At 61.4% G+C, this 26,110-nt stretch carries 18 protein-coding genes; 10 read left to right on the top strand and 8 right to left on the bottom strand.

Annotated elements, in window-relative coordinates:
• Genes M3P27_01210 through M3P27_01200 form a run of 3 tightly spaced genes read right to left on the bottom strand, consistent with a single transcriptional unit; the run spans position 1 to position 3,195 of the window.
• The gene (locus tag M3P27_01210; GenBank protein ID MDP9266929.1) at positions 1–1,473 is read right to left on the bottom strand and encodes a ThiF family adenylyltransferase; all 1,473 of its coding nucleotides are present in this window, start codon (positions 1,471–1,473) and stop codon (positions 1–3) included.
• Positions 1,470–1,934: a hypothetical protein gene (locus M3P27_01205; protein ID MDP9266928.1), complete on the bottom strand. Its 465-nt coding sequence runs from the start codon at positions 1,932–1,934 to the stop codon at positions 1,470–1,472. The genes M3P27_01210 and M3P27_01205 overlap by 4 nt, the downstream gene beginning before the upstream one ends.
• A complete protein-coding gene (locus M3P27_01200; protein MDP9266927.1) occupies positions 1,921–3,195 on the bottom strand; it encodes a helix-turn-helix transcriptional regulator in 1,275 nt (424 codons plus the stop codon). The genes M3P27_01205 and M3P27_01200 overlap by 14 nt, the downstream gene beginning before the upstream one ends.
• 182 nt (positions 3,196–3,377) lie before the next feature.
• On the opposite strand from M3P27_01200, the gene M3P27_01195 reads away from it, so the two are divergent.
• The 8 genes from M3P27_01195 to M3P27_01160 all read left to right on the top strand — a co-directional run bounded on the left by M3P27_01195 (position 3,378) and on the right by M3P27_01160 (position 17,097).
• Positions 3,378–4,784, top strand: a complete 1,407-nt coding sequence (locus tag M3P27_01195; GenBank protein MDP9266926.1) for a Fic family protein — start codon at positions 3,378–3,380, stop codon at positions 4,782–4,784.
• Between the two features lie 377 nt (positions 4,785–5,161).
• The gene (locus M3P27_01190) at positions 5,162–8,641 is read left to right on the top strand and encodes a TM0106 family RecB-like putative nuclease (GenBank protein ID MDP9266925.1); all 3,480 of its coding nucleotides are present in this window, start codon (positions 5,162–5,164) and stop codon (positions 8,639–8,641) included.
• Positions 8,642–10,175: 1,534 nt separating this feature from the next.
• Positions 10,176–12,929, top strand: a complete 2,754-nt coding sequence (locus M3P27_01185; GenBank protein ID MDP9266924.1) for a response regulator — start codon at positions 10,176–10,178, stop codon at positions 12,927–12,929.
• Positions 12,926–13,303, top strand: a complete 378-nt coding sequence (locus M3P27_01180) for a response regulator (protein ID MDP9266923.1) — start codon at positions 12,926–12,928, stop codon at positions 13,301–13,303. Before M3P27_01185 ends, M3P27_01180 begins: the two co-directional genes overlap by 4 nt.
• 31 nt (positions 13,304–13,334) lie before the next feature.
• On the top strand, positions 13,335–14,018 hold the full coding sequence (locus M3P27_01175; GenBank protein MDP9266922.1) for a response regulator: 684 nt from the start codon (positions 13,335–13,337) through the stop codon (positions 14,016–14,018).
• Positions 14,019–14,604: 586 nt separating this feature from the next.
• On the top strand, positions 14,605–14,787 hold the full coding sequence (locus M3P27_01170) for a hypothetical protein (GenBank protein MDP9266921.1): 183 nt from the start codon (positions 14,605–14,607) through the stop codon (positions 14,785–14,787).
• A 136-nt stretch (positions 14,788–14,923) separates the two neighbouring features.
• The gene (locus M3P27_01165) at positions 14,924–15,103 is read left to right on the top strand and encodes a CsbD family protein (GenBank protein ID MDP9266920.1); all 180 of its coding nucleotides are present in this window, start codon (positions 14,924–14,926) and stop codon (positions 15,101–15,103) included.
• A gap of 1,337 nt (positions 15,104–16,440) precedes the next feature.
• Positions 16,441–17,097 carry a hypothetical protein gene (locus M3P27_01160; GenBank protein MDP9266919.1) on the top strand — a complete coding sequence of 219 codons (657 nt, stop codon included), beginning with the start codon at positions 16,441–16,443 and terminating at the stop codon, positions 17,095–17,097.
• Between the two features lie 536 nt (positions 17,098–17,633).
• Here the strand turns inward: M3P27_01160 and M3P27_01155 are convergent.
• Complete coding sequence (locus M3P27_01155; protein MDP9266918.1) at positions 17,634–18,269, bottom strand: hypothetical protein; 636 nt, start codon at positions 18,267–18,269, stop codon at positions 17,634–17,636.
• Positions 18,270–18,430: 161 nt separating this feature from the next.
• Here M3P27_01155 and typA point away from each other — a divergent pair, with 161 nt between their 5' ends.
• Positions 18,431–20,260: a translational GTPase TypA gene (typA, locus tag M3P27_01150; GenBank protein ID MDP9266917.1), complete on the top strand. Its 1,830-nt coding sequence runs from the start codon at positions 18,431–18,433 to the stop codon at positions 20,258–20,260.
• Between the two features lie 22 nt (positions 20,261–20,282).
• Here the strand turns inward: typA and M3P27_01145 are convergent, their stop codons facing one another.
• Positions 20,283–21,938 carry a protein kinase gene (locus M3P27_01145; protein ID MDP9266916.1) on the bottom strand — a complete coding sequence of 552 codons (1,656 nt, stop codon included), beginning with the start codon at positions 21,936–21,938 and terminating at the stop codon, positions 20,283–20,285.
• 115 nt (positions 21,939–22,053) lie between these two features.
• On the opposite strand from M3P27_01145, the gene M3P27_01140 reads away from it, so the two are divergent.
• Entirely contained in the window at positions 22,054–23,553 is a 1,500-nt protein-coding gene (locus M3P27_01140; GenBank protein ID MDP9266915.1) for a M20/M25/M40 family metallo-hydrolase, read from the top strand.
• A 101-nt stretch (positions 23,554–23,654) separates the two neighbouring features.
• On the opposite strand, the gene M3P27_01135 is transcribed toward M3P27_01140, so the two are convergent.
• The 3 genes from M3P27_01135 to M3P27_01125 form a co-directional block, all read right to left on the bottom strand.
• A complete protein-coding gene (locus M3P27_01135) occupies positions 23,655–24,743 on the bottom strand; it encodes an energy transducer TonB (GenBank protein MDP9266914.1) in 1,089 nt (362 codons plus the stop codon).
• Positions 24,736–25,308 (bottom strand): sigma-70 family RNA polymerase sigma factor, encoded by a 573-nt coding sequence (locus M3P27_01130; GenBank protein MDP9266913.1) that lies wholly within the window; start codon positions 25,306–25,308, stop codon positions 24,736–24,738. Before M3P27_01130 ends, M3P27_01135 begins: the two co-directional genes overlap by 8 nt.
• 117 nt (positions 25,309–25,425) lie before the next feature.
• Positions 25,426–26,100, bottom strand: a complete 675-nt coding sequence (locus tag M3P27_01125; protein MDP9266912.1) for a hypothetical protein — start codon at positions 26,098–26,100, stop codon at positions 25,426–25,428.
• Between the last annotated feature and the right edge of the window lie 10 nt (positions 26,101–26,110).

The raw sequence follows: 26,110 nt of genomic DNA, 5'->3' as shown, positions 1-26,110 counted from the left end.
TTAGTGCTCCTTTTCCGGTAAGGATGGCAGCTCACCGAGCGATGCAAGATCAAGGCCGTAGTTGCCGGCTATCGAAGAAAGGAAATCTCCGCAAGCGGCGCACTGCGGGTCGCGCTCGATGTAAATTCCATACCAACGATGGATCGTCATGTCGTCGCTGCTCTCGCTGAGTGGCGGCCAGTTCGCATATTGCGTTCCGGGCTCCGGACGATTGAGCCATAGATACCAAGGCGCGTCGAAATCCCGGTTCAAGATACTGAGCGAAGTGTTTTTCCCGGCCAGCAACTCCAGCAGCGCCAGCTTCGTGAGCATGTTTGCGATGGGCAGGACATCCAATGACAGGCCGGGCTCTACGGCGACGGGTCGATCGGAATACGCGATTGCCTCAGCGTCGGAAGCGGTGGAGATTTCGACGTCAGAGGCCTCATCGGGCATGGCTGCGACGAAACACTGGTGACATGGCGATTGTTTCGGGCGCACCCGCAGGACTTGCCCGCCATACGCGCGTCTGAAAGCTCCGCCATAGATCGCAGTGACCCCCGCCGCGATGCAAAGCTGGTTGATCAACAGCTTGCTCGGGCGATTGTCGGTTCCGCAGATGACAACATCCGCTTCCGCGACGAGGCCCCTGATCGTCTCCTGGTTCTCGTATGTCAGGTCCACAGGATGGACGGAGACATCGGCCGCCGGGTGTTTTTCGTGGATGAGGTCGCGTACGACGCGCACCTTGTAGCGACCGACCTGCGAGATGCCACCGGGATGACGGACGACACTGCCGACGGTCAATCTGTCGCGATCGACAAGGATGAAACGTCCGACCCCGCACTTTGCCAATTCGATAGCCGCGTGGGCGCCGCCGGTTCCCACGCCGATGCATAGTACCGTCTTGTCGCTGAGAACTGTGGTCTCAAGGATGCCGGCGCGTCGCGTGGCCAGCTCCGGCTGAACATCCGCGAAGCAGACCTCGATCGGCTGTTTGCTGCCGTTCGCGAGTTCACGCCCGGTGGCACGGTGGAATGACCCGTCCGGCGCGGCGAACGTGGCAGCATCGGTCGAAGACTCGTCCGACGGCGTGAGCACGATGTGAACGTGCATTTCAGGAGCCGCATCAATTCTGTCGGCGAGGAGCACGGCCGCCTGCTCGGAGGAAGGCGACGATTGCGGGCCGAGATCGGCTTGCGTCAGTGCGTCTCCTTCATCCCATGAGCTGAGGGTGACGGGCATCCAGCCATCGCGTTTGATCTGCGGCCAATGCTCGCGCAGCCAGGCGCTTGACAGTGTCACCACGGCAAACATGTCCGCATCGTCAGCCGTTATGTTCAACGCGCGGGGCGCCTGTACGCCGTCCGCAACGGCGACGATCGTGCGCTTGGTCTTGTCGTACACCAGCTTCGTGCGTCCGGGCTTCCGCTCGGCGATGGCTTTCATCGCTTCTCGAATCATTTGCTGTTGCTGAGGATCGTTTGTGCTCATGCTATTTCCGCCATAGTTCGAACGAATTCGGCCAGAGGCCGGCCGGTTGAGAGGTGCTGCTCGTAAGCTTCAAGCCAGATCAGCCCCTTGAGAAACACCTTCTGCAGCAGGATTCCTGAATGCCACCGTGCGTCCCGCCAGTGGCATATCTGGACCCAGCCATTGGAGTGTGGCGTGAGCGTGTGCATCTGATGCGAAACCCCTTGCGCGGTGAGGAGGCTGCCATCGAACATCCGCAACGGGCATGGCTCGATGACATACAGGGGAGGGCGTTGGTTGGGATAGCCGGAAGGAAGCGGAAGATAGAGCTTGTACAGGCGCCCGGAGTTAGTCGTGGCGATTCCCAACCCCCAGTACGTATCCGCGGCACGGTCCTGGTACACGCTGAATTGATCAAATCCTTCACGCTGGAGAACCTGGTGCTCGATTCCCATCCTGTTGCGCTGCTCAACGGTCCACATGCGGAGCCCCCTTCATGTTTGCGCGCGCAGCTTGGAAGATGTCCAAGATGGCTGGAAGGTCAGCGGCGATCATTCCTGCAGGGGCGTCAATGGGTTTCGTCGAACCGTCGGTGCGATTCATTCGATGTATTTCCAGCACCGGCATCGGCCACGCAGAGCCGAGGGCGAATGCCAAATAATAAGGTTCTTCAAGCTGCGCAACGAGAATCGAGCCAAATCCGGTCGTATGGTGCTCCACGGCGACGCCACTCGCTTTCTGTAGAGCCTCGGCGAGTTGGGCGAGGGTTCTTTCCCGTGTTGCAGAATCAACGTCAGATGTCGGCTCGACGGAAGGTGGCTTCGCGGCGGATCCAATCCGGATTCGTTGCAAGGAAACTTTCTCCCAGGCAAGGAAGTCCTGTTCCGGCAGGATCTTTCGCGCCAGCAAGGCCTGGCGAATAGGGCTCAATCCCGGCAGGACCTTGACCCGCAGCGGCAGCGGTGCGGGATCCCCGCTCGAAAGATCGTAGCTCCACGGATGAATCCTGATGATCGGCTCGGTGCGGCTGTCGTCGATGGTGACGATAATTTCCGCCATGCCTGTTAACTGGTTCCGGCCTGCGATGGAAATTATGCGACGACGGTCGCCGCTACTTGGCGAGGACAAGCCGAGTCTGTGATGTGAGTGCCAGTCGCCGAAATACCTGAGCGCCCAATCGGAAGCCATGGTCTCACTTAGCCCGCGCAGATATTCAACGTCGAGCCGAAAACGTGCGTGGTTCCGCTGTGCTGCTGGCCCTGCCTTCGTGGCGAGAAGAACGGTCGGAACGTCGTGCCACCGGCCGAAGAGGTCGCCTCCGGTCTCGACGGACCAAGCGTTAGCATCGGCAGCAATTGCGCGCAACTCGGATTCCCAGATCACCAGGAACCCGCGGGGAGCTTGCGGCTTCGAGCGTCGGCTGATTAATCGTGAGAGGCGCTGGATGAGCATGTCGGACTCCGGCACTATGCGTAGCGATCGAAGGAGAGTTGTCAGCTGCGGGCGCTCCTCGATCCACTCCCTGAGATCGGGTGTGAGCCGGGAATCGGCCGCGTCAAGTTCCTCCATGGGGATTTCGAGTACTGCGGCCAGCCGTTCCTTGAGTTCGGAGCTGGGCAGACGCCGGCCCGCCTCGATATCGGCGACATAGGCCGGGGTCACCCCTATTTGCGTTCCGAGTTGGCGGAGGGACCAGTTGCGGGCTGACCGTCTGGCCTTAACGAGTTCAGCAAGTTCCGACATGAATGCTCCTACCTTTACATAGTATGCATGTCATGTCAAGTTTGCGCTCAAGCATTATCTATGAGCATGTATTTATGTTCTATGCGCAATATAAAGTTGCGCATATGCTTGATAATTGCGTATATGAGTGTTTTAATTGCGCATAGATTCATATACGCAACTATCCTGATTGGGGGAAGCTCGTGGCTAAACGGATATCCGACGAGGCTCTGCGGGCGATTGAGCAGGCAGTCGGGGCTCATCCCGACGGCGTCAGCTTGCGAGAAATCGCCGAAACGCTGACACCGCCGGTTCCGCCGCGCACCCTGCAATACCGCCTCAAACACCTCGTTGATAAGGGACGTCTCGTAACGGAAGGAGAGAGACGCCGCTGGGCGAAGTACCGTCTAGCACCCAAGCCTGAAGCCGCCCCCCCGTCGGCCGCGGAGGGCGAGGAGGTGGTGCCACTTTCGCCCGAGAGCCTTGAAATTCGCAAATATCTCGGACAGCCTATCGCAGCACGAAAGCCGGTCGGCTATAACCGCGCGTTTCTCGATTCGTACAAGCCAAACGTGAGCGCCTATCTGTTGCCAGCGGAGCGCCAACGTTTGGCGGCTGTGGGCAAGCCGAATGTCGCGGATCAGGCGGCGGGGACCTATGCGAAACAAATTCTCAACCGGCTCCTGATTGATCTCTCCTGGAACTCAAGCCGCCTTGAGGGGAACACATATTCCCTCCTTGATACCAAACGGCTGATCGAGTTCGGGGAGGAAGCCGCGGGTCGCGACCGTCTGGAAGCGCAGATGATCGTCAATCACAAAGAAGCGATCGCATTTCTCGTCGGCGCGGCCGAGGAAATCGGTTTCAACCGCTACACGATTCTCAATCTTCACGGCATCCTGGCGCACAACCTGCTGCCGGATGAGGCCGCGGCGGGCCGCTTGAGGCACATCGCGGTCGGCATCGAGAAATCGACGTTTCATCCGCTCGAATTGCCCCAGCGTATTGATGAGTGTTTTAACCAGCTGCTGGCGACTGCGGCGGCGATCGAAGATCCGTTCGAGCAGGCGCTCTTCGCGATGGTGCAGCTGCCCTATCTGCAGCCGTTCGATGACGTCAACAAACGCGTGTCGCGTCTGGCCGCGAACATCCCGTTCATCAAGCAGAATCTGTCCCCACTGTCTTTCACTGACGTTCCACGGTCCCTCTATACTGATGCGATTCTGGGAGTCTACGAGTTGAACCGCGTCGACCTGCTGAAAGACGTGTTTATCTGGGCGTACGAGCGCTCTGCCGCACGCTATGCCGCCGTCCGGCAATCTCTCGGCGAGCCCGATCCCTTCAGATTCAAACACAGCGCCGCTCTGAAACAGGTCGTGAGCGAAGTGATACGCGGCGAGATGGACAGAAGGGCCGCAGCGGCGCATATTGCTTCGTGGGCGGAGAAGAATGTTTCCGAGCCCGACCGTGGTCCTTTCCGGGAGATGGCCGAGGGCGAGCTTTTGAGCCTGCACGAAGGAAACTTCGCACGGTATCAGATCAGGCCGAGTGAATTCTCCGCATGGCAGGCGGTCTGGGCCGATGGAGCGCCGCCGTCAGCACTTGCCTAGCCGCTTCCACGTTGTTGTCGATCGTGACCTCCGCTACTCTGTGGCAAAGGGCTTATCGCCAAAGTAGGAATTATTCATGATCCTTCGTCCGGGAGAAGTCCCTGGCCGCGCTATCGCGGTCTTTCCGTTCCTAAAGACAAGAGACCCGATCATTCTGGGTGACTTCACTTTTCGGTCCACGGATGACACTTGTCAGGTTAGGCCAAAGCCTAAACGATGCAGAAGATCTCGGCTACGTTAGGAGAGGAATCCGCCACGATTGAAGATGAGCCCTAGGAAGGCGCCTTGGGCACAACCGCGAGCGTCCGCCGCTTCCGGGTGCGCACTGGCAGCAACCGTCGACACCAGACCTGTATAGGGCGTAGCCTCCTCCATTGATGCGATTGTCTGGCAATGAATTCGATCTGTCTGCCACGGACCTTTCCAATTTCCTGAGCTGCCGGCACCGCACCGCGCTTGAAATGGCTGAAGCGCGCGGCAAGCGTCACCGGCCGGCGTGGAATGATCCGCTCCTCGATATCCTGATCAAGAAAGGGATCGAGCACGAAGGGAGGTACGTCCGATCGCTCGAGGCCGGCGGGAAACGTGTCGTCGACCTCAACGAAGTGAAGGATCGTGATGCGGCCGTAGCGCAGACACTTGACGCGATGCGCTCCGGCGCCGACCTGATCGTCCAAGCTGCGCTGTGCGATGGCCGCTGGTACGGCCGGCCGGATGTGATGCGGCGCATAGAAACGCCGAGCAAACTCGGCGCATGGTCGTATGAGATCGACGACACCAAGCTCTCCCGGGAGACGCGCGCAGGCACGATCCTGCAACTCGGTCTCTATTCGGAGATGCTCGCAACCGCGCAAGGAAAATGGCCGGAATACTTTTCTGTCATCACACCAGACCCGGCCGAGCCCGTGCACAGGTTCCGCGTCGACGACTACGCCGCCTACTTCCGCCTGGTGCGCACGCAGATGCGGGACACCGTCACCTTGGACGACGAAGTCGTCGGCGCGGCGAACTACCCCGAACCAGTGGATCACTGCGACGTGTGCCCGTGGTCCGGGGAGTGCGTGAAGAAGCGGCACAAAGATGATCACCTATCCCTCGTCGCCGGCATCTCGCGGCTCCAGCGGCGCGAGCTTGAGTCAAGGGATGTCGCGACGCTCGCGGACCTCGCAAAGCTGCCGGTGCCGCTGGTCTTCAAGCCCAAACGTGGGTCCGCCGAGAGCTATGTCAAGGTGCGCGAGCAGGCCAGGGTCCAGTTCGAATCGCGCGGCAAGAACCCTCCCTTGCATGAGTTGCGGCTGTTGGAGGGCGGGAAGGGGTTGAGCCGTCTACCCGAGCCCTCGCCTGGCGACGTGTTCCTCGATCTCGAAGGCGATTTCTTCGCCGTCGAAGGCGGGCGCGAGTACCTGTTTGGCGTCGTGACGATCGATCCAACGGGCACCCCCAACTATCGCAGCTTCTGGGCCTTCACCGATCAGGACGAACGCCTGGCGTTCGAGTCGGTCATCGACCTGATCGTGCGCTCCTGGGAGGCCAACGAGACGATGCACGTGTACCACTACGCGCCCTATGAGCCGACGGCATTCAAGCGTCTGATGGGGCGCTACGCGACGCGCGAGGAGGAGCTCGACAGGCTGCTCCGGGCAGAGCGTTTAGTCGACCTTTATGCGGTTGTGCGGCAGGGCGTGCGCGCAGGGATCGAACGCTACTCGATCAAGAACCTCGAAGTGCTGTACGGATTCACCCGTTCCGTGCCGCTGATCGATGCCAACCGCAGCTTGCTCCTGATGGAGCAGGCCCTGGAGTTGCAGTGTCCGGACGCCGTGCCGGAGGAGGTTCGCAAAGCGGTTGAGGGCTACAACAAGGATGATTGCGTGTCGACGCTTCGCCTTCGTGACTGGCTGGAGAAGTTGAGAGCCGAGACGGAGGCGGCGGGTACGCCGGTGCCGCGGCCGGCACCGAAAGAAGGAGATCCCTCGGAGAAGGTCGACGAGCGGGCCCAGCGGGTCGACGCGCTTCGGCGGCGATTGCTGAACGGCGTTTCGGAAGCGCCGGGCGACCGGACCGAAGAGCAGCACGCGCGCTGGCTGCTTGCCTATTTGCTCGACTGGCACAGGCGCGAGGACAAGGCCGGATGGTGGGAGTACTTCCGGCTGCGCGATCTTCCCGAAGAGGAGTTATTCGATGAGCCCCAGGCGATCGCAGGCTTGGGGCACGTCGGGCGCGTCGAGGTCGTGCATCACAGCAGGACCGGCAAGCCGACGGGCTCGGTCGTCGACCGCTACCGGTATCCGCCCCAGGAAATGGAGATCCGCCCCAAGGACGAGCTGAAGCTTCAGGGTGGCGAGAAACTTGGAGACGTGGTCCGGGTAGACCGGATAGCGCTCACGATCGATGTGCGAAAAGGGCCCACGCAGGCGGACCATCACCCAACCTCCGCATTTGCGCACACGCACGTGCCTGCCGAAGTGCTTGAGGAGGCGATCTACAGGATGGGAGAGAAGGTCGCTGACGACGGCGTGATAAGCGGAAGCAAGACCGAGGCGCACCCCGTCGGGCGACAGCTGCTTCTAGCGCGGCCACCGCGGCTATGTTCCGGGAAGTTTGTGCCGGAACCCGCCGAAACCGCCGTCGACTTTGCCGTGCGGATTGCCGCCGATCTGGACAAGACAGTGTTGGCGATCCAAGGTCCGCCGGGGTCGGGGAAGACATTCAGCGGCGCCCGGATGATCTGCGCCTTAGTTGGGCAGGGGAAGAAAATAGGCGTGACGGCGACCAGTCACAAGGTCATTCGCAACCTTCTCGACGCTGTCAGCAGGGCCGCGAAAGAACTTGGCCTCGGCGTGAGGCTGGCCCATAAGGGGGCCAAAGAGGACGACGAGGAGACTGGCAGCGCATCGCCTGTGGCTGTGCTGGGTGACAATTCGGAAGCGCTCGATGCCCTGCGGTCCGGGGAGGCAAATGTGCTTGGCGGCACCGCCTGGCTCTGGGCGCGGCCGGAGTTCGCCGAATCGGTAGACGTCCTCTTCGTCGACGAGGCCGGCCAGATGTCGCTGGCCAACGTTTTGGCTGTCTCACACGCCGGGAAGAGCGTCGTTCTTCTCGGCGACCCGCAGCAGCTGGAACAGCCACAGAAGGGCAGCCATCCGGAGGGCGTGGATGCGTCGGCGCTGCAGCATATCCTCGGTCAACAGAAGACGATCACACCTGCCCGAGGCATCTTCCTCGGGGTTACCTGGCGTCTTCCCCCCGACATCTGCTTGTTCACGTCGGAGTTGTTCTATGAGAGCCGGCTCGAATCGAAGCCCGGGCTTGAGCGTCAATGCCTGACTGGCACCGACGGCTTCGATGGCAGTGGTTTGTGGGTGGTGGATGTGGAGCACGACGGCAATTGCAACTCGTCGCTGGAAGAGATCGACGTGGTCGCTGATCTCGTCGCGCGCCTCCAGGCACCCGGCACCCGTTGGATCGACGAGCACGGAAAAGACAGGCAAGTGACCAGTAACGACATCCTGGTGATCGCTCCCTACAATGCGCAGGTCAGCCGACTGATTGAGCGGTTGGACGCCAGCGGCGTTCGCGTTGGGACGGTGGACAGGTTCCAGGGGCAGGAGGCCCCCGTGGTCATCTATTCCATGGCGACCTCCCGGCCCGAGGACGCCCCGCGAGGCATGGAATTCCTTTACAGCCCGAATCGTCTGAACGTTGCGACTTCACGCGCCCGATGCGCTTCCATCCTGGTTGCCAGCCCGCGCCTCTTCGAGCCCGATTGCCGGACGCCGCGACAGATGCAGTTGGCCAACGCGTTGTGCCGCTATCGAGAGCTGGCCAGGCCTGCTAACGCCGTCGCCCGTTCCTAAGCGGTCCGAGCGCCTCTGATTCCTGAAGACATCCTTGCAAGCGACCGCGGAGCCCTGTTCGGGATGATAAAGATAAATATGATTGTTCTGAAACCGGAACATGGCACTTCCGGTCAATCAGGCCGACTACTCGATTAAGAACCGAAGTAGCTTTCGCCGAACAATCGATTCCTTTGTTGTCTGACACTTCCAGACTTGAAGTACCTTCCAGCCCATCTGCTTAAGTTGCTTAGCTACGAACGCATCGCGGGCGCTGTTCCGGCCTACCTTGGATTTCCAGTAGGGTGTTTGAACGCGGAACGCGGGCGTTCTTGCATCCGCAATGTCCGTGCCAGAAGCACCCGTTTACAATAACGACCTTCCTCTTGCCTGCAAAAACTAAGGTCCGGCCTACCGGGGAGTTTGGCGCAATGGAGCCTGTATCTAAATCCGGCGTCACCAATTCGTCACCAAAACTCGTCCGAAATAGGGGTTTTGGTGACGAATTAAATTGCGGAAAAACAAAGCAGGCAAAGGCATTTAGGTTGTTGACCTCGTTGTTGACACGGTAGAGGTCAGGAGTTTGAATTTCCTCGTGCGTGCCTTCCTGTTCAGGTGCTTATCCCCGAATCCGACCCCTCCCGCGCACGTTACGGCGGTGAACCCCTGGTGAGCAACTAGGGGGGTACCACTTCACGATCATCTGACACCCATGCGTTTAGCACACTCCCCGAATCGTGTTCCAAATCCAGAACAAAAATGCAAGCTGCTGCGCAACTGCGCTCGAAACGTGGACAATTTCGGTCCTGAATTGACGCGTGAGGTCGGACTCCCCCGGATCGGTGGCCCTGATGGCTTGGTGGCATTTGCGGTGTCCTAAATGCATTAGTAGCGATATCCATGCGCGGCCTCCCAAGAGCCGAACGGAGCGATTCCTCTCGGGAATAGGCGTAAAGCGTCATTATTGGTGCCGCAACTGCAACTGGCCGTTCTCTGCCGTCATCTTTCGGCGGCCATCGGGTTTCCTGAAGCGTGAGGCCTGATCCGGCCGAGGACGGCCTTGCGCCCTCCTTGGGAGACTTTCGCAGAGATTGGTCGCAGCCTGCGGGTGAGCGTAGGAGACCTTGTTCTGGATTCAGAACAAAACGGCCGGTGAGCACCGGTTAGCGGGGCAGAAAGCCTTGGAGTTATGTGACCAGGGATCAGTGGCGGGGGGCAAAATGTACCTACATTACTCTGTTCTCTAGGCAACCAAAACTCTCGCCGGGGCACCTAATGTTTGATCTTGTTCCGTTTTCGGAACAGATACACGCCTATCGCCGTATTCGTCGAAGATTAAGGTACGTTTCTTTAGGCCATAGATAGAAGGCCCCGCCCCCCGCGGGGACTAGGATCTAGTGTTTCGGTAGCTTCCTGCAAGGATCGGCGCTCACCAGCCAGAGAAATAGACGGGACTGGAAGCAGGTCCACGGGCTACACGACACAGCAGGCCATCGGCCATGTGGAGCACCACGGCCCGGATGAGCACTTCACCAGGACACTACGACAGCGACTCATGCTGCAGTTGGGATTTCGCAGCGAGGTTCACTTGTCCATACGCTCGAAGCTGATTGTCGCGTTTCTCTCGATTATGGTTCCCCTCGCATTGGCAGGGGTTCTCTCCTATGTCGGAAGCAAGGAGTTAATCGCCAGCGATCAGCGGGTCACGCACACCCATCAGGTGCTGGGCGCCACCCAGCAATTCCTGCGCGCGATGTTCGGCATGGAAGCCTCAGCACGCGGATACATGGCCAGTCGCGACGAATCATTTTTGACCGACTATCAGGAACGCCGCAGTGGAGCTTCGCCGGCACTGGGAGTGATCCGCGCGCTCACCGCGGACAATCCAAGACAGCAGGGACGTCTGCAAGAGATCGATGCGCTGCTGCAACAGAAGATTGCCATCATGGACGGCATCGTGGAGGGCCGCCGCCAAGGCGATCCCATGGTCCCTCTCGTCGATGACATGCGGCACAGCCGTGAGCTGACGACAAAGATCGAGACTCTGGCGGGCGCCGTCACGGGAGAGGAGGAGGAACTCCTCGCCGAACGGAAACAACAGGCCCAGCGCCAGGCGGCAGTCACGCGGGGAGTGATCATCCTGGGCACGGGGCTGACGTTGCTCTTCGTTCTGGTCGTGGCATTCACTCTGGCGAACCAGATCGCTTCCCGGATCAGCCAATTTTCCGCCGGCGCAGACCGCTTGGGGACTGGCGATCTGACAACGCGGGTCGAGATCGGGAGTGGGAAACATGAGCTAGGGAAGCTTGCGTCCGCATTCAACCGCATGGCGGATGATCTGCAAACGGAGGACGAGCAGCTCAAGGCGAGCTTAGAGGAGCGGGACCGCTTCTTCAGTATGGCGCTCGACATGCTGTGTATCGCAGGCTTCGATGGCTATTTCAAGCGCGTTAATCCTGCCTTTACCGACACGCTGGGTTACACGACAGAGGAGTTTCTGGCTCTGCCATTCATGGAACTCGTCCATCCCGACGATAAGGCTCCCACTCTGCAGTCGATGGAGAGACTCAAGGCCGGAAGCAGTGTGGCGGGTTTTGAGAACCGTTGCCGGTGCAAGGATGGCTCCTATCGCTGGTTGGCATGGAGAGCGGTTGCCCATCCCGACGGTCTTATCTATGTCACGGGACGGGATATCACGGAGCAGAAACACTTACAGCAGGAAAAGCAACAGAACCTCGAGTTGATCGAGGCACAGCACAATCAACTGGAACTGCGCAATCGGGAGGTCGAGCGCGCCAACCAGATGAAGAGCCAGTTCCTGGCCAATATGAGCCATGAGCTGCGAACGCCGTTGAACGCCATCCTGGGCTTCTCGGAGCTGCTGGACGACCAGGGACCCGGGCCATTGAACGAGAAGCAGGCGCGCTTTGTCGGATACGTCCGCACCGGCGCGCGCCACCTGCTGCAGTTGATCAATGACATCCTCGACCTTTCCAAGATCGAAGCGGGACAATTGGAACTGCAATGCGAGGACTTTCACCTCTACAGCGCTGTGCCCGAGGTGATCTCCCTGATCCGGCCATTGGCGATGGGCAAGCGAGTGACCCTGGAAGTTTCTGAACCCGAACAGGAGCTGACGGTCTATGCCGACCGCTTGCGGATCAAGCAGGTCCTCTACAACCTGCTGAGCAATGCGGTGAAATTCACGCCCGAAGGAGGCAAGGTCACCCTCGAGGTCGGGATCCACGGCGGAAGACCTGCGATCATCGTCACCGACACTGGCATAGGCATACGGCCTGAGGATCAGGAAACGATCTTCGAAGAATTCCGCCAGGTCGGAGACGAAGCCAGCAAGCAGCAAGGCACCGGCCTGGGGCTGGCGATCACACGGCGGCTGGTCGAGAACCAAGGTGGAAAGATTTGGGTCGAGAGTGAACCGGGCAAGGGAAGCCGCTTCATCGTGGTGCTTCCCGCCGGCACTCAGGCGGAGCTGCTTGCCATCGCGAGTCCTGTTGCAGCGGAACAGAGGGCGCCGGCGCGCGGGCGTTCCCATCCCCTGCTACTGGTGATCGATGACCACCCGCTCGCGCGTCAGTTGCTGGCCAGTTTCCTTGCCCCCGAGGGTTTCGATATCCGCGGGAGCGAGGGCGGCGAAAGCGCGCTGCGCCTGGCGCGCGACCTGCAGCCGGACGCGATCCTGCTGGATGTTCTCATGCCCGTAAACGGCTGGAGCATCCTGAGCGACCTCAAAAAAGACCCGCGAACGGCAGAGATACCGGTCATCGTCGTCACCATCCTTGACCAGAAAAGCGCGGGCTTTGCGCTCGGCGCCGCAGACTATCTGGTCAAGCCGGTCTCCCGCGATACATTGCTGCGGGCCTTGCGCCGCCAGCTCGCGCCCACGACGCGACCGTACCGCATCCTGATCATCGAGGACGACCCCGCCCACCTCCATCTCGTCAACGAGGTGATCGAATCGGCCGGGTTCATCTCGCTGCAGGTTTCGAACGGCGCACAAGGTCTGCGGAAATTGCGCGAAGAACGGCCCGACGCCGTGCTGCTCGACCTGATGATGCCGGAAATGGACGGTTTCGAGGTATTGCGCACGATGAAGCAGGATGAGTCCCTGCGCTCGATCCCCGTCTTCATCCTGACGGGAAAGGACCTGACAGAAGAGGAGGAAAGATTTCTGTCGCGTGAGGCACAAGCGCTGCTGACCAAAGGCGGCCCGTGGAAGGAAGAGTTGCTCGCCAAGCTTCGCGCTGTGCTCGTCCGGGCCACCCCCGACCCCGAAGGGAAGCGCGCATGAACATCCTGGTGGCAGAGGACAACGCCGCGAATCGCGAGCTGCTGCGCGAGGCGCTGGGCATGAAAGGCCATTCCGTCACCGAGGCGGAGAACGGTGAGGAAGCGCTCGCCAGGCTAGAAGAGTTTGCCCCCGACATGATCCTGCTCGACATCCAAATGCCGAAGTTGGATGGCTACGAGGTGATACGCAGGATCCGCCTCGACGAACGCTGGCAGAAGCTAAAGGTCATCGCGCTGACCGCTTTTGCCATGCGCGGCGAGCAAGAAAAAGCGCTGGCCGCCGGTTTTGATGGTTACGTCTCGGAACCGATCACGCTTTCCGTGCTGTGGGCGGAGATCGAAAAGGTAAAGCAGTCGTCCGACGGGATGTCGTGAACACGTACTGAAAGACAGTGGAGGCACACAAGTGGCATTGCAAGTATTGGTGGTTGAAGACGACATCGCCTCGCTGGAGCTCATTCGGGAGGTGCTGATCTCGATGAAAGCAGACGTCGAGGCCTTCAGTAAGAGCCGGCAGGCGGTGCCCTTGTTGCAAGAGAAACGCTTCGACGGAATCTTTCTCGACTTACAAATGCCCGGACTGAACGGCTTTGAGTTCGCCCGATTGGTCCGCGCTTCCTCGCGCAATAAGGCTACGCCGATCATCATCGTCACCGGCCGCGAGGAGCGGGAAACCATGGGGCAGGCGTTCGAGGCAGGGGGAACCTTCTACCTGCAAAAGCCGATCGATCGTTACAAACTGATCGCGCTGTTCCGCACCACGCAGGGCGCGATGCACGACAACCGCCGCCGGTTCGCACGGATCTCCTTGCGCACCGAGGTGAGTTGCGAGGGCCCCGGATTGGCGGTCAAAGGCGAGAGCGCCAACCTGAGCTGCGATGGGATCCTGTTCGATTCCGCAGGCGCCCTGGGGTTGAAGGCGAACGTAAGCCTGACATTCAATCTGCCCGCGCAACGTGGTCCGATCCGCGCGCAAGGCTTGGTCGTTCGAGTCGACGACAAGGGCCGCGCGGGCGTGCAGTTCACAAGTATCAGTGCCCGCGACAAGCAACGCATCCAACAACTGGTCGACCAGGAAATAGGCCAGTAGCGCGAACCGCTGAGCAAGTGGCGGTGTTGCGTCGCCGCGCGCCCGGGATTCAGGAACGCAGGCGGTTCCTAGAGGAGGGGACCGATGAGCCCGACATCTCCCGACGGAACGGCGATTCTGCTCGCGATCGACGACGATCTACAAAACCTGGAGCTGATCTCTACCGTGTCAATTATGTGGTCACGAACCTAAATCCCTTTGCCTGCCTTGCTTTCCGCATTTTCATAACCCCAAAAAAAGGCCAAAATCGACGAGTTTTGGTGACGAATTGGTGACGAGTTTCTGTACGGTGCCATCGTTTCTGTGTCAGCTACCGGAACTGACTGCGAAAGGTCGAGCATGCCGTCCCTTTAGGCTCCTGTATAGAGACGATGAATCAGGAAGCCGCTCCTGCGCGACTGGCCGCGGTAAGTAGGTCGCTTCCCCACCCGTCATTCAGGTCCTCTCCCGCGGGTAGAGCACTTCTGAACAGACTAGGGGGGACCGCGCGCCTATAAGGTCTTGCGGTGCCTCTTTCGGGGCATAACGGCATCTTGCATCGAGCAGCACCTACCAACAACAGAGAGACCAGCAAAGGAGAAGTAAAATGTCAGATCAAGGAAATCGCAGCCCACAACATAGCGATCCGCAGAAGCCCGGTTCGGAGCAGAAACCTGGGAACCAGCCGGACCAGCCCGTGCAACAGAAACAGCAGGTCCCGAGCGGAGAGCCCAAGAGTCCGCAGTCGGAACAAGAGAAACACGATCAAGAGCAGAAAAAGCAGGGTTAGGCTGCAGTGGATTTAGACCGGTGAACTGGAGAGCTCAGGGCGGTTCGATTGACATCGAGCCGCCCTGATAAACGGCAAGGGCCCGGCAAAGCTAGATCAGGCAAGCTTCAACCAATCAACGATAAGGAGAAGACACATGAAGCCGAGTACGAAGAATGAGATTAAAGGCACCTTCCATGAAGTGAAAGGCACAGTCAAAGAGAAGGCAGGCCAAGTAACGGACAATCCTAAGTTGAAAGCTAAAGGCAAAGCCGAACATGTCCGCGGCAAGGTCGAGAAGAAGGTCGGCGAGATCGAGAAAGTGCTGGGGAAGTGAATCCCGGCGGTGATTCGGAGACGGAGGCGCCACCGCGCGTCCATGAACCTCTGCGGTGATGGGCTACAACGATGCCGTCGGCCCGTGAGCTAACGTTCAGAAGAAAGTGAGGATCCACAATGTTGTTGATAGTGGTGATCATTTTGGTGTTGGTGTTGGGTGGCGGTGGGGGGTACTACGGCCATAGCCGCTGGGGTTACGGTGGGGGCGCGGGCATAGGATTAGGCACCATATTGGTGATTCTGCTCATAGCCTACCTGTTGGGAGCTTTCCGCTGAGGCGAAGCCCGCCACTCATCACTCTGCACGACCAGTGCTAACTTGTGGCACAAGTGAGACGAGTCGCACACCTACGACTCGCTCGGACGCGGCCTGACGTCATCCCGCGCGAACGGCGTCCAGGCGGTGACGGTGACGTACCCGCAGTAACCATTGGGCTCATTGCGCGAGATTGAACAAAGAACCCTCGGCATGAGGCTGCCGAGGGTTCTTTTGCCGTTACCGCTGACCGAGTCCCGCTGATCCCTCCTCCCACACAAGCAAAACCAGCTTGTGTGGGGCACCCACATTTGTGTCGGGCGCAACCTAACCAGCTTGTGTTGTCGCCCATGAAGGAGAGACCATCGTGATGCGAGCGTTGTCTGGGCCACCCGCCAGCTCACGTGTGAGTGCAGCAAAGTCTGGTGGTTCTTTGGTCTTCGTGGAAGCTGCCATATGTCGACGATAGACCATAACCTTACTATTGGAAAGGTTCTTCCGCCCCGGGAGCACACGCTTAGCGGTCGTGCCATCGTCGAGAATGTGGAGGACACTAAGGAGAACAAAGCACTGAGGTCTGAGGTCTTTGAAAGTGGGGTCGGGCGGGAGGATCCTCAGCGGGGCAATCTTCGCGCCAAACGAAGTCGTGCCTGGGTCGGTTTATTGACCGCGGCGGCGGAAGTCGCCGCATGCGGCCGCAGTGGGACGGCGCCGATGACTCATTGCTGCTTTATAGCCCAGGAATCGTCCACGATTGGTCTCTTCGGACAGATACGAAAAGGCCACGTTGGGGTCGGGCGGGTTAGCGAGTTGTTCCTGCCTCAGCGCCGCGGCTGCGGCAAGAGCGTCGGCTAAGCGGTTGCGGCTGGTTACCTCCGTAACTTGCGGGCTTTCCCGCGGGGGTGCATTCTCTTCCCGTGAGCAAGCAGAAGCGCATCCTCTGGATCCGAACGGGGAAATGATCATGACCGTCGAGGTCGAAGGGTCACGCCCGTTCACGGTCTCGATAACTCCGGGGAACTTGAAACTCGGCAACACCAGCGGGCAAGAAGCGATTTTGACAATAGAGAGGGACCGGCAATGAGCACTTCCGAAGTGACACCAGGACAGTTGGCGCCTCCGAACACCATCGCGATCGAGAACATCTCGATGGATTTCACCGAAACCATGCCAAAGAAGAACCGCGAGGCGGAAGAAGACAGCAAGTTGAAGGACCTGGTGCAGGCGATCAAGACCTATCTTCGCCTCTCGACGCCGGCGCAGAACTGCCTCTCGCTCCCCGTAGGCCAACTGACGCTCGCGGACGTGGAATTGCGAAGCTTCTTGAATCCGTTCGAGGGTGAGTTGAGCTTCCGCGGCGATTATGCCGCATGCATACGCGAGCTTTTCGTGGTGCAGGTGCGGATGGCAGTCGAGTTTGCCGCGTTGCGCGGTCGTGGAGAGACGACCTACCTCTGGCAAAGCCATGCCGAGTCATTGAACTATCTCTTGCAGAAGGCGAACCAGGCGTTGCAGTCCTCCGTCCGCGTGATGGGACAAGCGGCCCGGCGGGGGTTGATCGAAAGGACCCACGAACTCGAGTGCTGCCGCACCAAGTTGGAGGAGACCGTCCGGGAAGTGACGGATGTCCTACAGCAGCACCCGAAGATCGCTTCCAAGGGCGAAGAAGACTTCGCCTATAGCGCCGACTCGATCCAGGAGGAAACACAAAGCCTCTCCTCATTGCTAGCGCAGTAGGAGCGATGTGTTTTTGCAGCCGGCTTCAGAAAGGCTAAAGACGTGGCCGCAAAAACTTGGGTCCAATTTGGGTCCAATCGGTGCCGAACACCCTGCACTTAGATGTACTACGACGCAGAACCAACCTAAGCGAACCAACAACATAGCGAATCGGTTATATTTCGGGACCAGGGGGTCGGAGGTTGGATGAGCGCTGTTTAAGCGCCAACGACCAACATCTTGGGTCCAATTGGGTCCAGCGGCGATCTCCCCTTCCACGCGTCCGTTCAATCCAGTCATCAAGCTCATGGCAGTGCGGACATCCTTATTTACCTGTGCCCAGAACTGTGCCCACGCTGCATGGGAAATGGTCGAAGACCATAGCAGAGCGAAGTACGGGGACGCTCAGCTAACCCTTTGTCTGTCTAGTACTAATGTCAACTGGTTCATACCAGTCCTCATGACTCCCGGCATCTGTTAACCGGAGGGTTGTAGGTTCGAGTCCTACCTGAGGAGCCATTTCTTAGCGCGAACCTTGCTTCACCCTTCCAATCTGCCTACCGCACCGTGAGCGTGACGGTTGTCGTACGCGTCGTGGCGCCCGATGTTCCGGTGACGGTCACGTTGTAAGTGCCAGCCGGGGTGCCGGGGATCTGGCGGCGCGCACTGCCGCTGCTGCCGCCGCATCCCGCCATCGCGAGCGTAAGCAGCATGCCCAGCCCGATCAGGCCGAGCACTCTCTGCCGCCGAGACACACGGCGCGCCGCGTTCCATCCCAGCAGCGCTAGCGGCAGCGGTAGCCACAGCGCGAAGATAGACGACTCCCGGAGCAGCGCCGCCGTGATGGGCGCCGACGTGCTGATGGTCAGCGTGGTCGTTGCCGGACTAGCTCCCGGCGTGACCGAGGCGGGCGAGAACACGCAGCTGGCCAGCGACGGCACTCCGGTGCAGGAGAAAGTGATCGCGCTGTTGAACGTTCCATTCTGCGGATTCACTGTCAGCACGAACGCGGCCTGCTGGCCCGCAGACACAGTCACTGGCGGTGGCGGGGTGCCGAAAGCGAATGTCGGTTCCAGGTTGAAGGTCGCGTTCACCGTGCGCGGCGCGTCCATCGTCACCACGCAGGCGCCCGCGCCGGAACAGTCGCCGCCCCAGCCGGCAAACACCGAACCGGCGCTCGCGGCCTGGGCCAGCGATACGGATGTGCCCTGCGCAAAGGGTGCTGCGGAGAGGATCGCTCTCCCACCTTGTACACATGCCTGGCCGCGGCCCCACCAGAACGTCGCCTCCGCGGCAAGTCAACCGGCACATTGTCGGTTACACTAGGAAGACCTACTTCCTGCAAGGAAATCCTTTGGATCAGGCAATCCGCAACATCGCCATCATCGCGCACGTTGACCACGGCAAGACCACCCTGGTGGACGCCATGCTTCGCCAAAGCGGCGTCTTTCGCGCCAACCAGGAGCTGGTCGACCGCGTCATGGACTCGAACGATCTCGAGCGCGAGCGTGGCATCACCATCCTCGCCAAGAACACGGCCGTGTTCTACCACCACGTGAAGATCAACATCGTAGACACGCCCGGCCACTCCGATTTCGGCGGCGAAGTGGAGCGCGCCCTCAAGATGGTGGATGGCGTCATGTTGCTGGTGGACGCCAGCGAAGGCCCGCTGCCGCAGACGCGCTACGTCCTGGGGAAGGCGCTCGAGGCCAAGCTGCCGCCCATCGTGGTGATCAACAAGATCGATCGCCCAGACGCGCGCGCGCAGGAAGTGCTGAACGAGATCTACGACCTGTTCATCGACCTCGACGCGGAAGAAGACCAGCTCGATTTTCCCGTGCTCTACACCAACGCGAAGCTCGGCACCGCCACGGCAGACGTTGCCAAGCCCGGCGCCGACCTGGCGCCGCTCTTCGAGACGATTGTCACCACCATCCCGGAGCCGACGGGCGATCCCGATGGTCCGCTACAGATCCTGGTGGCGAACCTCGATTACTCCGACTACCTCGGCCGTCTCGCCATCGCGCGCGTCGCCAACGGCACGCTGCGCACGAACGACGAAGTCGCCATCGCCAAGCTCGACGGGACGTTCCAGAAGACCAAGATCACCAAGCTTTTCACCTTCGACGGACTCACCCGCGTGGACGAGACCGAGACCGCGATCGGGGACATCGTCGCCATCGCCGGCGTCACCGGCATCACCATCGGCGAGACCATCACCAACGTGGAGAACCCCGCGCCGCTGCCGCCCATCGTGATCGATGAGCCCACCATCGCGATGCTGTTCACCATCAACACCTCGCCCTTCGTCGGACGCGAAGGCGAATACGTCACTTCGCGCCATCTGCGCGACCGCTTGCAGAAAGAGTTGCTCACCAACGTCTCCATCCGCGTGGAAGATACCGACAGTCCGGACTCCTTCCGCATCGCCGGTCGCGGCGAATTGCAACTCTCCATCCTGCTCGAGATGATGCGGCGCGAAGGCTACGAACTCATGGTCGGCAAGCCCGAGATCGTCACCAAGACCATCGGCGGCAAGACCATGGAACCGGTGGAGCACCTCACCGTCGATATCCCCGAGGCCTTCGTCGGCGTGGTGATGGAAAAACTCGGGATGCGCAAGGCCGAGATGGTGAAGATGCACAACCACGGCTTCGGCCGCGTGCGGATGGAGTTCCGCATACCCAGCCGCGGCTTGATCGGGCTGCGCTCGGAGATGCTCACTGACACGCGCGGCACCATCGTGATGAACTCGCTGTTCGACGGCTACACCGAGTGGCAGGGCGAGATCCCGCACCGGATAACCGGCGCCCTCGTCTCCGACCGCACCGGCGCGACCACCGCGTATGCGCTCTGGGGATTGCAGGAACGCGGCGAACTTTTCGTGGGACCGACCACCGAGGTCTACGAAGGCATGATCGTGGGCGAGAACTCGCGCGAGAACGATCTCGACGTCAACGCCGTCCGCGAAAAGAAACTCACCAACATGCGTTCGTCGAGCGCCGACGACGCTATCCGCCTCGTCCCGTACCGCGCGCTCAACCTGGAGCAGGCCATCGAGTTCATCGCCGACGACGAATACGTCGAGGTCACTCCGAAGTCGCTGCGCCTGCGCAAGAAAGTGTTGCAATCGAACCGCCGCCCGAAGAAGGGCGCCATCCCGGTGGGCGCAGCCGAAGAGTAGCAGGATCGCCGCCGCTGGCGCGCTACTTCACCGCGAGCAACTGGACGTCGAAGATCAGGGTTGAGTTCGGCGGGATCTCGCCGCCGATGCCGGTTGCACCGTAGCCGGCTTCCGGCGGGACGCGCAGCCTGCGCTTCCCGCCGACCTTCATGCCCTCGATGCCTTCCTCCCAACCCTTGATCATCATGCCCTTCCCGAGCGGAAACTCGAACGGTTTCCCGGCGTTAGCGCTGCCGAACGGCGTCCCATCGGTCAGGTGTCCGCTGTACAGCACCGTGACCGTCTTGCCCTTGGTCGCCACGGCGCCGGTACCTTCCTTCGTGTCCCAGTACTTCACGCCTGACGCGGTGGTCTGCATCGTCGGCAACGGAGGGGTCGGCACCAACTTGGCGGGAGTCGGCTCGGCCTGCTTGGACTCGGATTTGACGACGGGCGCCGCTGGCGTTGGAGTCGGCGTTGACGCAGGCGACGACGCAGGCGCCGTTGCTGCCGGTTGGTTGGCCGGGCTCGCCGGAGTCACACCCGGTGCCGCGCCCAGCGACGTCGCCGCCGCTGTCACTTCCGACGCTGCTGACTGCGCGTCTTGCCTCTCCCTCTTGCTCCAGACGAGCGCGACAACGAATATCGCGATGAGCGCCGCCGCGATAAACATCACCTTCTTTCCAGACCCTCGACCTTCGCCGCTGCGAAGCGAAGTGGCCCTCGTCGCGTGCGCGGGCTGCGCCGCAGGATCCATCGCGGTAGCTTTCGGAGCGCTCACGGGTGGCGCCGCGCTCATGCGCGTCGGCGCCGGAGCCACTGTGGCCGCCGGTTCGCGCAGCTGCGACACATCCGGAAGCGGGCGGATAGAAGTCGCCCTCATCCCGCTGAGCTCCTGCGCCAGCAAGTAATCGCGCACCGCCTCGCCAAACTCGCGCGCGGTCTGGTAACGGTCTGCCGGCTCTTTCTCGAGCGCGCGGCCCACCAGCTTGGCTAGCGACTGGGGCGACACTACGCCCTCGGCCTTCAGTTCCGGTGGCTCTTCCTGCAGGATCCGCATCATGGTCTCGGCGGTGGATTCGCCCTCGAAGGGAAGTTTGCCGGCGAGCATCTCGTAGAGCATGGCGCCGGCGGAGAAAACGTCTGACCGCGCGTCCACCGGCTTGGCCTTGAGCTGTTCGGGCGCCATGTAGGCCACCGTGCCGATCATCATGCCGGTGCGCGTGATGCCGGCATCGCCGGTGCGCGCGATGCCAAAGTCCACCAGCTTCGCGCCTCCTTTTGTCGGCAGGATCACGTTGGCCGGCTTCACGTCGCGATGGATCACGCCGCTCTGGTGCGCGAAGTGCAGCCCATCGCAGATGAGCGCGAAGATCTCGAGCTTGGCTTTGGTGGTCAGCGTGTTTGCGGCCAGCGCTTTATCGAGCGGCTCGCCCGCCAGGTATTCCATGGCGATGTAGGGCGCGCCATTGTCCTCGCCGAGGTCGTAGATCACCACGATGTTGGGATGTTGCAGGTTGCCGGCGGCGCGCGCCTCACGCAGGAAGCGCTCGCGCAACTCGCCTTGCTGGGCAAGAGCAGCGCCCATCACCTTGAGTGCGACGTGGCGTCCGATAGCAGCGTCGCGGGCGCGGTAGACCACGCCCATCCCGCCATGGCCGATGACTTCCAGGACCTCGTATTTCCCAATGGTCTGCAAAGGGTATGTGCGCGAGTGTAGCTTGCAAATACGCCGCGCGCAACGTCTCGCGACCGCCGTCGCGTGACGCCCAACGGTGGACACGCCCCGCATCCACGGTCTATCTTGTTCGGCCATGAACCGGCGAGAGCTTCTTTATGGCGCAGCGATGAGCGGGGTGGCGATGGCGCTGCCGCGCGCGGCCTTCACCCAGCAGGACGACCTGGCTCCGATCACGAGCGAGATCCAGAAGCGGCACGACGAGACCGTGCAGCGGCTGCAGCAGTGGATCCGGCAGCCTTCGATCGCGGCGGAGAACCGCGGCATGAACGAAGGTTGCGCCCTGACCATGCAGATGCTAAAGGATGCCGGCTTCCAGTCCGTTACCAAGCTTCCTACCGATGGAGAGCCAGGGATCTTCGCCACGCTCGACGCCGGCGCGCCCCGCACGCTCGGCCTCTACTTCATGTACGACGTGAAGCAGGTCGATCCGGCCGAGTGGTCGTCACCGCCGTGGGATGCGGCCCTGGTCGACAAGCCGGGCTTCGGCAAAGTGGTTATGGGCCGCGGCGCGGTGAACCAGAAAGGCCCGGAGGCGGCCTTCATCGCGGCGCTCCACGCCATCCGCGGCGCCGGACGCAAGCTGCCGGTGAACCTCGTGCTCGTCGCGGAAGGTGAAGAAGAGATCGGCTCGCCCCACTTTCCGCAAGTGGTGCGCCGGCCCGAAGTGCTGGCCGCGCTCAAGCATGTGGAAGGCATCTTCATGCCCAGCGCGTCGCAAGCTCCCGACGGCAGCGTCACGCTGACCTTGGGCGCGAAGGGCGTGATCGAGTGCGAGCTCACCTCGAGCGGCGAGCTGTGGGGACGCGGTCCGGCGAAAGACATCCACTCCAGCCTGAAGGCGCGCGTCGACAGCCCGGCGTGGCACCTGGTGAAAGCGCTCTCGACCTTGGTCTCCGAAGACGGCAACGACCCGGCCATCGCTGGATTTGCCGATAAAGCCCGGCCGCTCAGCGCCGCGGAGAAGCAGATGATCGCCGTCGCCGCCAAGCGGATGAATGAAGAGGTCGCGAAGAAATCCCTGGGCGTGAAGCATTGGATCCACGACGTGAGTTTCCAGGAATCGCTGGAGATGCTGATGTCGCGTCCCACCGTGAACATCGAGGGATTGGTCGGCGGCTACACCGGCCCCGGCGGCAAGACCATCCTGCCGCACCAAGCGGTCGCCAAGCTGGATTTGCGTCTGGTTCCCGACATGAAGGCGAGCGAGGCGCTCGCCGCGCTCAAGGCGCACCTGGTCAAGCATGGTTATGGCGACATCAACGTGAACATGACCGGCGGCTACGACCCAAATTCCACTCCTGCCGACGCGAAGATCATCAAGGTGCAGGAGCGGGTATACAAACGCGCGGGCATCGACCCTATCCTGCTGCCGCGTAACGCCGGCTCGTGGCCGGGATACGTCTTTACCGGAGAGCCGTTGCACCTCGGTGCCGGACACTTCGGATTGGGCCACGGCTCCGGCGCGCACGCGCCCGACGAGTACTACGTCATCGAATCGTCGAATCCGAAGGTGCAGGGCATCGACGGTGCGGTACGTTCGTATGTTGAATTCCTCTACGAGCTGGCGGCTTGAGCTACGGCGCGGTTGTCGAAGGTGGAGACGGCCTTCTGGCCGTCTCCAAAACAAGCAGCCTGAGAGATCCTCTCCGGCTGCGGCAATGCCTCTGCGTGGTTTCAATAAAGCCGGAAGCTCACCTCGATGTTCACCTGCACGGGCACCGCCCTGCCATCTTTTAACGCGGGCTCGAACTTCCATGTGCGGACGGCCTCGACCGCTTTCTCATCGAGACCCATGCCGAGCGAGCGGACGACCTTCACGTCGCGCGGCCGGCCATCCGGCCCCACGATCAACCACAGCACGACGGAGCCCTGATACTTCGCCTTGCGCGCTTCTTCGGAGTAATCCGGATCAGGCGCGTAGATGGCGCGCGGCGCGCTTACTCCTCCACCTACGCGGTATGCGCCACCGCCGATGCCACCTCCCCATCCAGGGCCAACGCCGGGGCCGCGGCCGCTACCCACGCCGCCGCCATCGCCACTGCCGATGCCACCGCCCGAGCCGGTGCCATTCGATGGCGGTCGGTCGAGGCGCGCCAGCGGATCACCGAGCGCGGCCAGGTTAGGCTGCGGCACGTTGATGTTCGGCATAACGACTGTCGGCTCTACCGCGAGCGCCGGATTCGGATTGCGGATGACCGCGCTCGGCGGTGTCACTTGGCTCAGCGAAGCCTTCGGCAGGCGTCCGGCAGAAGCATCGAGCTTGTCGCGGTCGCCGCCTCCACCGCCGCCACCAGCTTTCCCATCACTGATCGGCAGGTTGTACTCACTCAGCTCCGGGCTCACGAGCGCAGTCACATTCTGATGTTTCGTGCTGCTGACCTTCGCGACGAACATGGTGGAGCCGAGCACCAGCGCAATCATCGCGGCATGCACCGCCATGGAGAGCGCAAAGTTTCTTTGTCGCACGGGATAGGTTGCGGGACCGGCGCCGAACAGCGTCGGCAGCGCTTGTTCCGGTGCGATTTGCGCCGCAGGCCGACGAACAATCGGGGGCAGCTTGGGACGCAGTGGCAGGCCGAGCGCGTAGCGCAGGTCATTCTCGAGTGCGGCATGGAATTCCGGACGAGGCAGGCTGCGCAGCTCGGCGGCGAGCTCGAGCAGTCCGCTCGCCTCGGCATCGAGCGTGGGCAGTGCTGTCTCCGGCTCGGCGAGCATGAGCGTGATGGCGTTATCGAGTTGGTCGTAGGTGGTGGGGCTAGTCATGGTGTCCTCTGTCGGGTCCGTTCGGGGACCGCTGGATTCGCGTCCGCAGAGACTGGAGAGCGCGGAACTGCAACTGCTTCACCGCGCCTTCCGTCCGCCCGAGCTCCCGCGCGATCTCGCTGATCGAGCGCTGCTCCACGAAGCGCCGGATCACGACGGTGCGCTGATCTTCTGCGAGCGTCTCTACGAGCTGGCCAAGCAGTACGCGCCGCTCGATAGCCTCGCCGCCGCCGCCCGCCGCTTCCAGTCCGTCTTGTTCTTCCGGCGGAAGCGGATACTCGCGCGCCGCCTGATGATGGCGGTCGGCGATGGCGTTGGCGGCGATGCGCACCAGCCAGGCCGCGAAGGGTACGCCGCGCCATTCGTACTTCCCCAGGTTCTTCAGCGCCTGGTGAAAGACTTCGGCGGTCAGGTCTTCGGCTTCCTCGCGGTTCCGCACGCGGTACGCGATGTATGCGTAGACGCGGTGGAAGTTGTTCTCGTAGAGCGCGGCAAAGCGGTCTGGGTCCCGCTGTGCCGCCTCGATCAGCAGCCGTTCATCCGATGTCGTAGCTAGAGCCCTCAAGCGTTTTCTCCGCGGGACGCCGTTCTGACTAGGTAAACGGAGCGGGGGCCCAAAAGGTCACGCAGCTACTTAGATGTTCGCGGAAGAAAAGCTGGGCGGCGAAAAATGAGGTCAGGATCAGCGGATCTCGATCATGTAGGACTTGGCAAAGCCGATCGAGTCGGCGGGGAAGTGTTCGCAAGCGGAGGCGCCCAGACGGCAGATGCCGAAGGTCAGGCGCGCCGTCGCGAGGTCGGCGCTGAGTTCGTGCTTGGGGATCACGAAGGCGACGGTCTTGCGCCCGTCGGTCGCGGGCGTCACCGTCACGCTGCCCACCGACGGCGCGCCACCACAACCGCCCACCCCGCCACCGCGAATGAAATAGACAGGGCAGAATGTGCCCTCAGCGTCGAGCCCGTAGGAGCGGTCGACGCGCGCGTCCACGTGGCCGTTCTGGTTGTAGTCCACATCGAGGACCGGGGATTCCTCGGCCGCAACCTCGAACTCGAAGTGGACGAAATCCGCCGCCGGCCAGAAGTAAAGCGTCGAGGTGGGCGAGAGCTGCACCTGCTGCGTGCTCGCCGGCCGCGCACTGGCTTCCGGCGTGGGCGTGGGAGCAGGCGTGGGCGGCGTCTCGGGCTGCGGCTCGTGCTGGATGGCCGCCGTCCCGCGCGCTGTGCTCAGGTTCTCGAAATCGCTTTTGTGGCTGCGCCAGTAAAGCAGCGCGGCAAAGCCGGCGGCGATGACCAGCGCCAACGCCAGCACGCCGCCGAATCCCGGTCCGCTCTTCCTTCTCGCCTGCCTTTTTGGCATCGCCCGCAGA

It is taken from the genome of Acidobacteriota bacterium, assembly GCA_030774055.1.
GTDB lineage: Bacteria > Acidobacteriota > Terriglobia > Terriglobales > Acidobacteriaceae > JACPNR01.
Note: the sequence above shows the minus strand (reverse complement) of the source record. Positions and strands in the feature narration are given on the sequence as shown.

Excerpts from the sequence above, each read along its gene's own strand:
- M3P27_01210 (MDP9266929.1), bottom strand. The coding sequence starts at position 1,473 with ATGAGCACAAACGATCCTCAGCAACAGCAAATGATTCGAGAAGCGATG.
- M3P27_01205 (MDP9266928.1), bottom strand. The coding sequence starts at position 1,934 with ATGTGGACCGTTGAGCAGCGCAACAGGATGGGAATCGAGCACCAGGTT.
- M3P27_01200 (MDP9266927.1), bottom strand. The coding sequence starts at position 3,195 with ATGTCGGAACTTGCTGAACTCGTTAAGGCCAGACGGTCAGCCCGCAAC.
- M3P27_01190 (MDP9266925.1), top strand. The coding sequence starts at position 5,162 with ATGCGATTGTCTGGCAATGAATTCGATCTGTCTGCCACGGACCTTTCC.
- M3P27_01185 (MDP9266924.1), top strand. The coding sequence starts at position 10,176 with ATGCTGCAGTTGGGATTTCGCAGCGAGGTTCACTTGTCCATACGCTCG.
- M3P27_01180 (MDP9266923.1), top strand. The coding sequence starts at position 12,926 with ATGAACATCCTGGTGGCAGAGGACAACGCCGCGAATCGCGAGCTGCTG.
- M3P27_01170 (MDP9266921.1), top strand. The coding sequence starts at position 14,605 with ATGTCAGATCAAGGAAATCGCAGCCCACAACATAGCGATCCGCAGAAG.
- M3P27_01165 (MDP9266920.1), top strand. The coding sequence starts at position 14,924 with ATGAAGCCGAGTACGAAGAATGAGATTAAAGGCACCTTCCATGAAGTG.
- M3P27_01160 (MDP9266919.1), top strand. The coding sequence starts at position 16,441 with ATGAGCACTTCCGAAGTGACACCAGGACAGTTGGCGCCTCCGAACACC.
- M3P27_01140 (MDP9266915.1), top strand. The coding sequence starts at position 22,054 with ATGAACCGGCGAGAGCTTCTTTATGGCGCAGCGATGAGCGGGGTGGCG.
- M3P27_01135 (MDP9266914.1), bottom strand. The coding sequence starts at position 24,743 with ATGACTAGCCCCACCACCTACGACCAACTCGATAACGCCATCACGCTC.
- M3P27_01125 (MDP9266912.1), bottom strand. The coding sequence starts at position 26,100 with ATGCCAAAAAGGCAGGCGAGAAGGAAGAGCGGACCGGGATTCGGCGGC.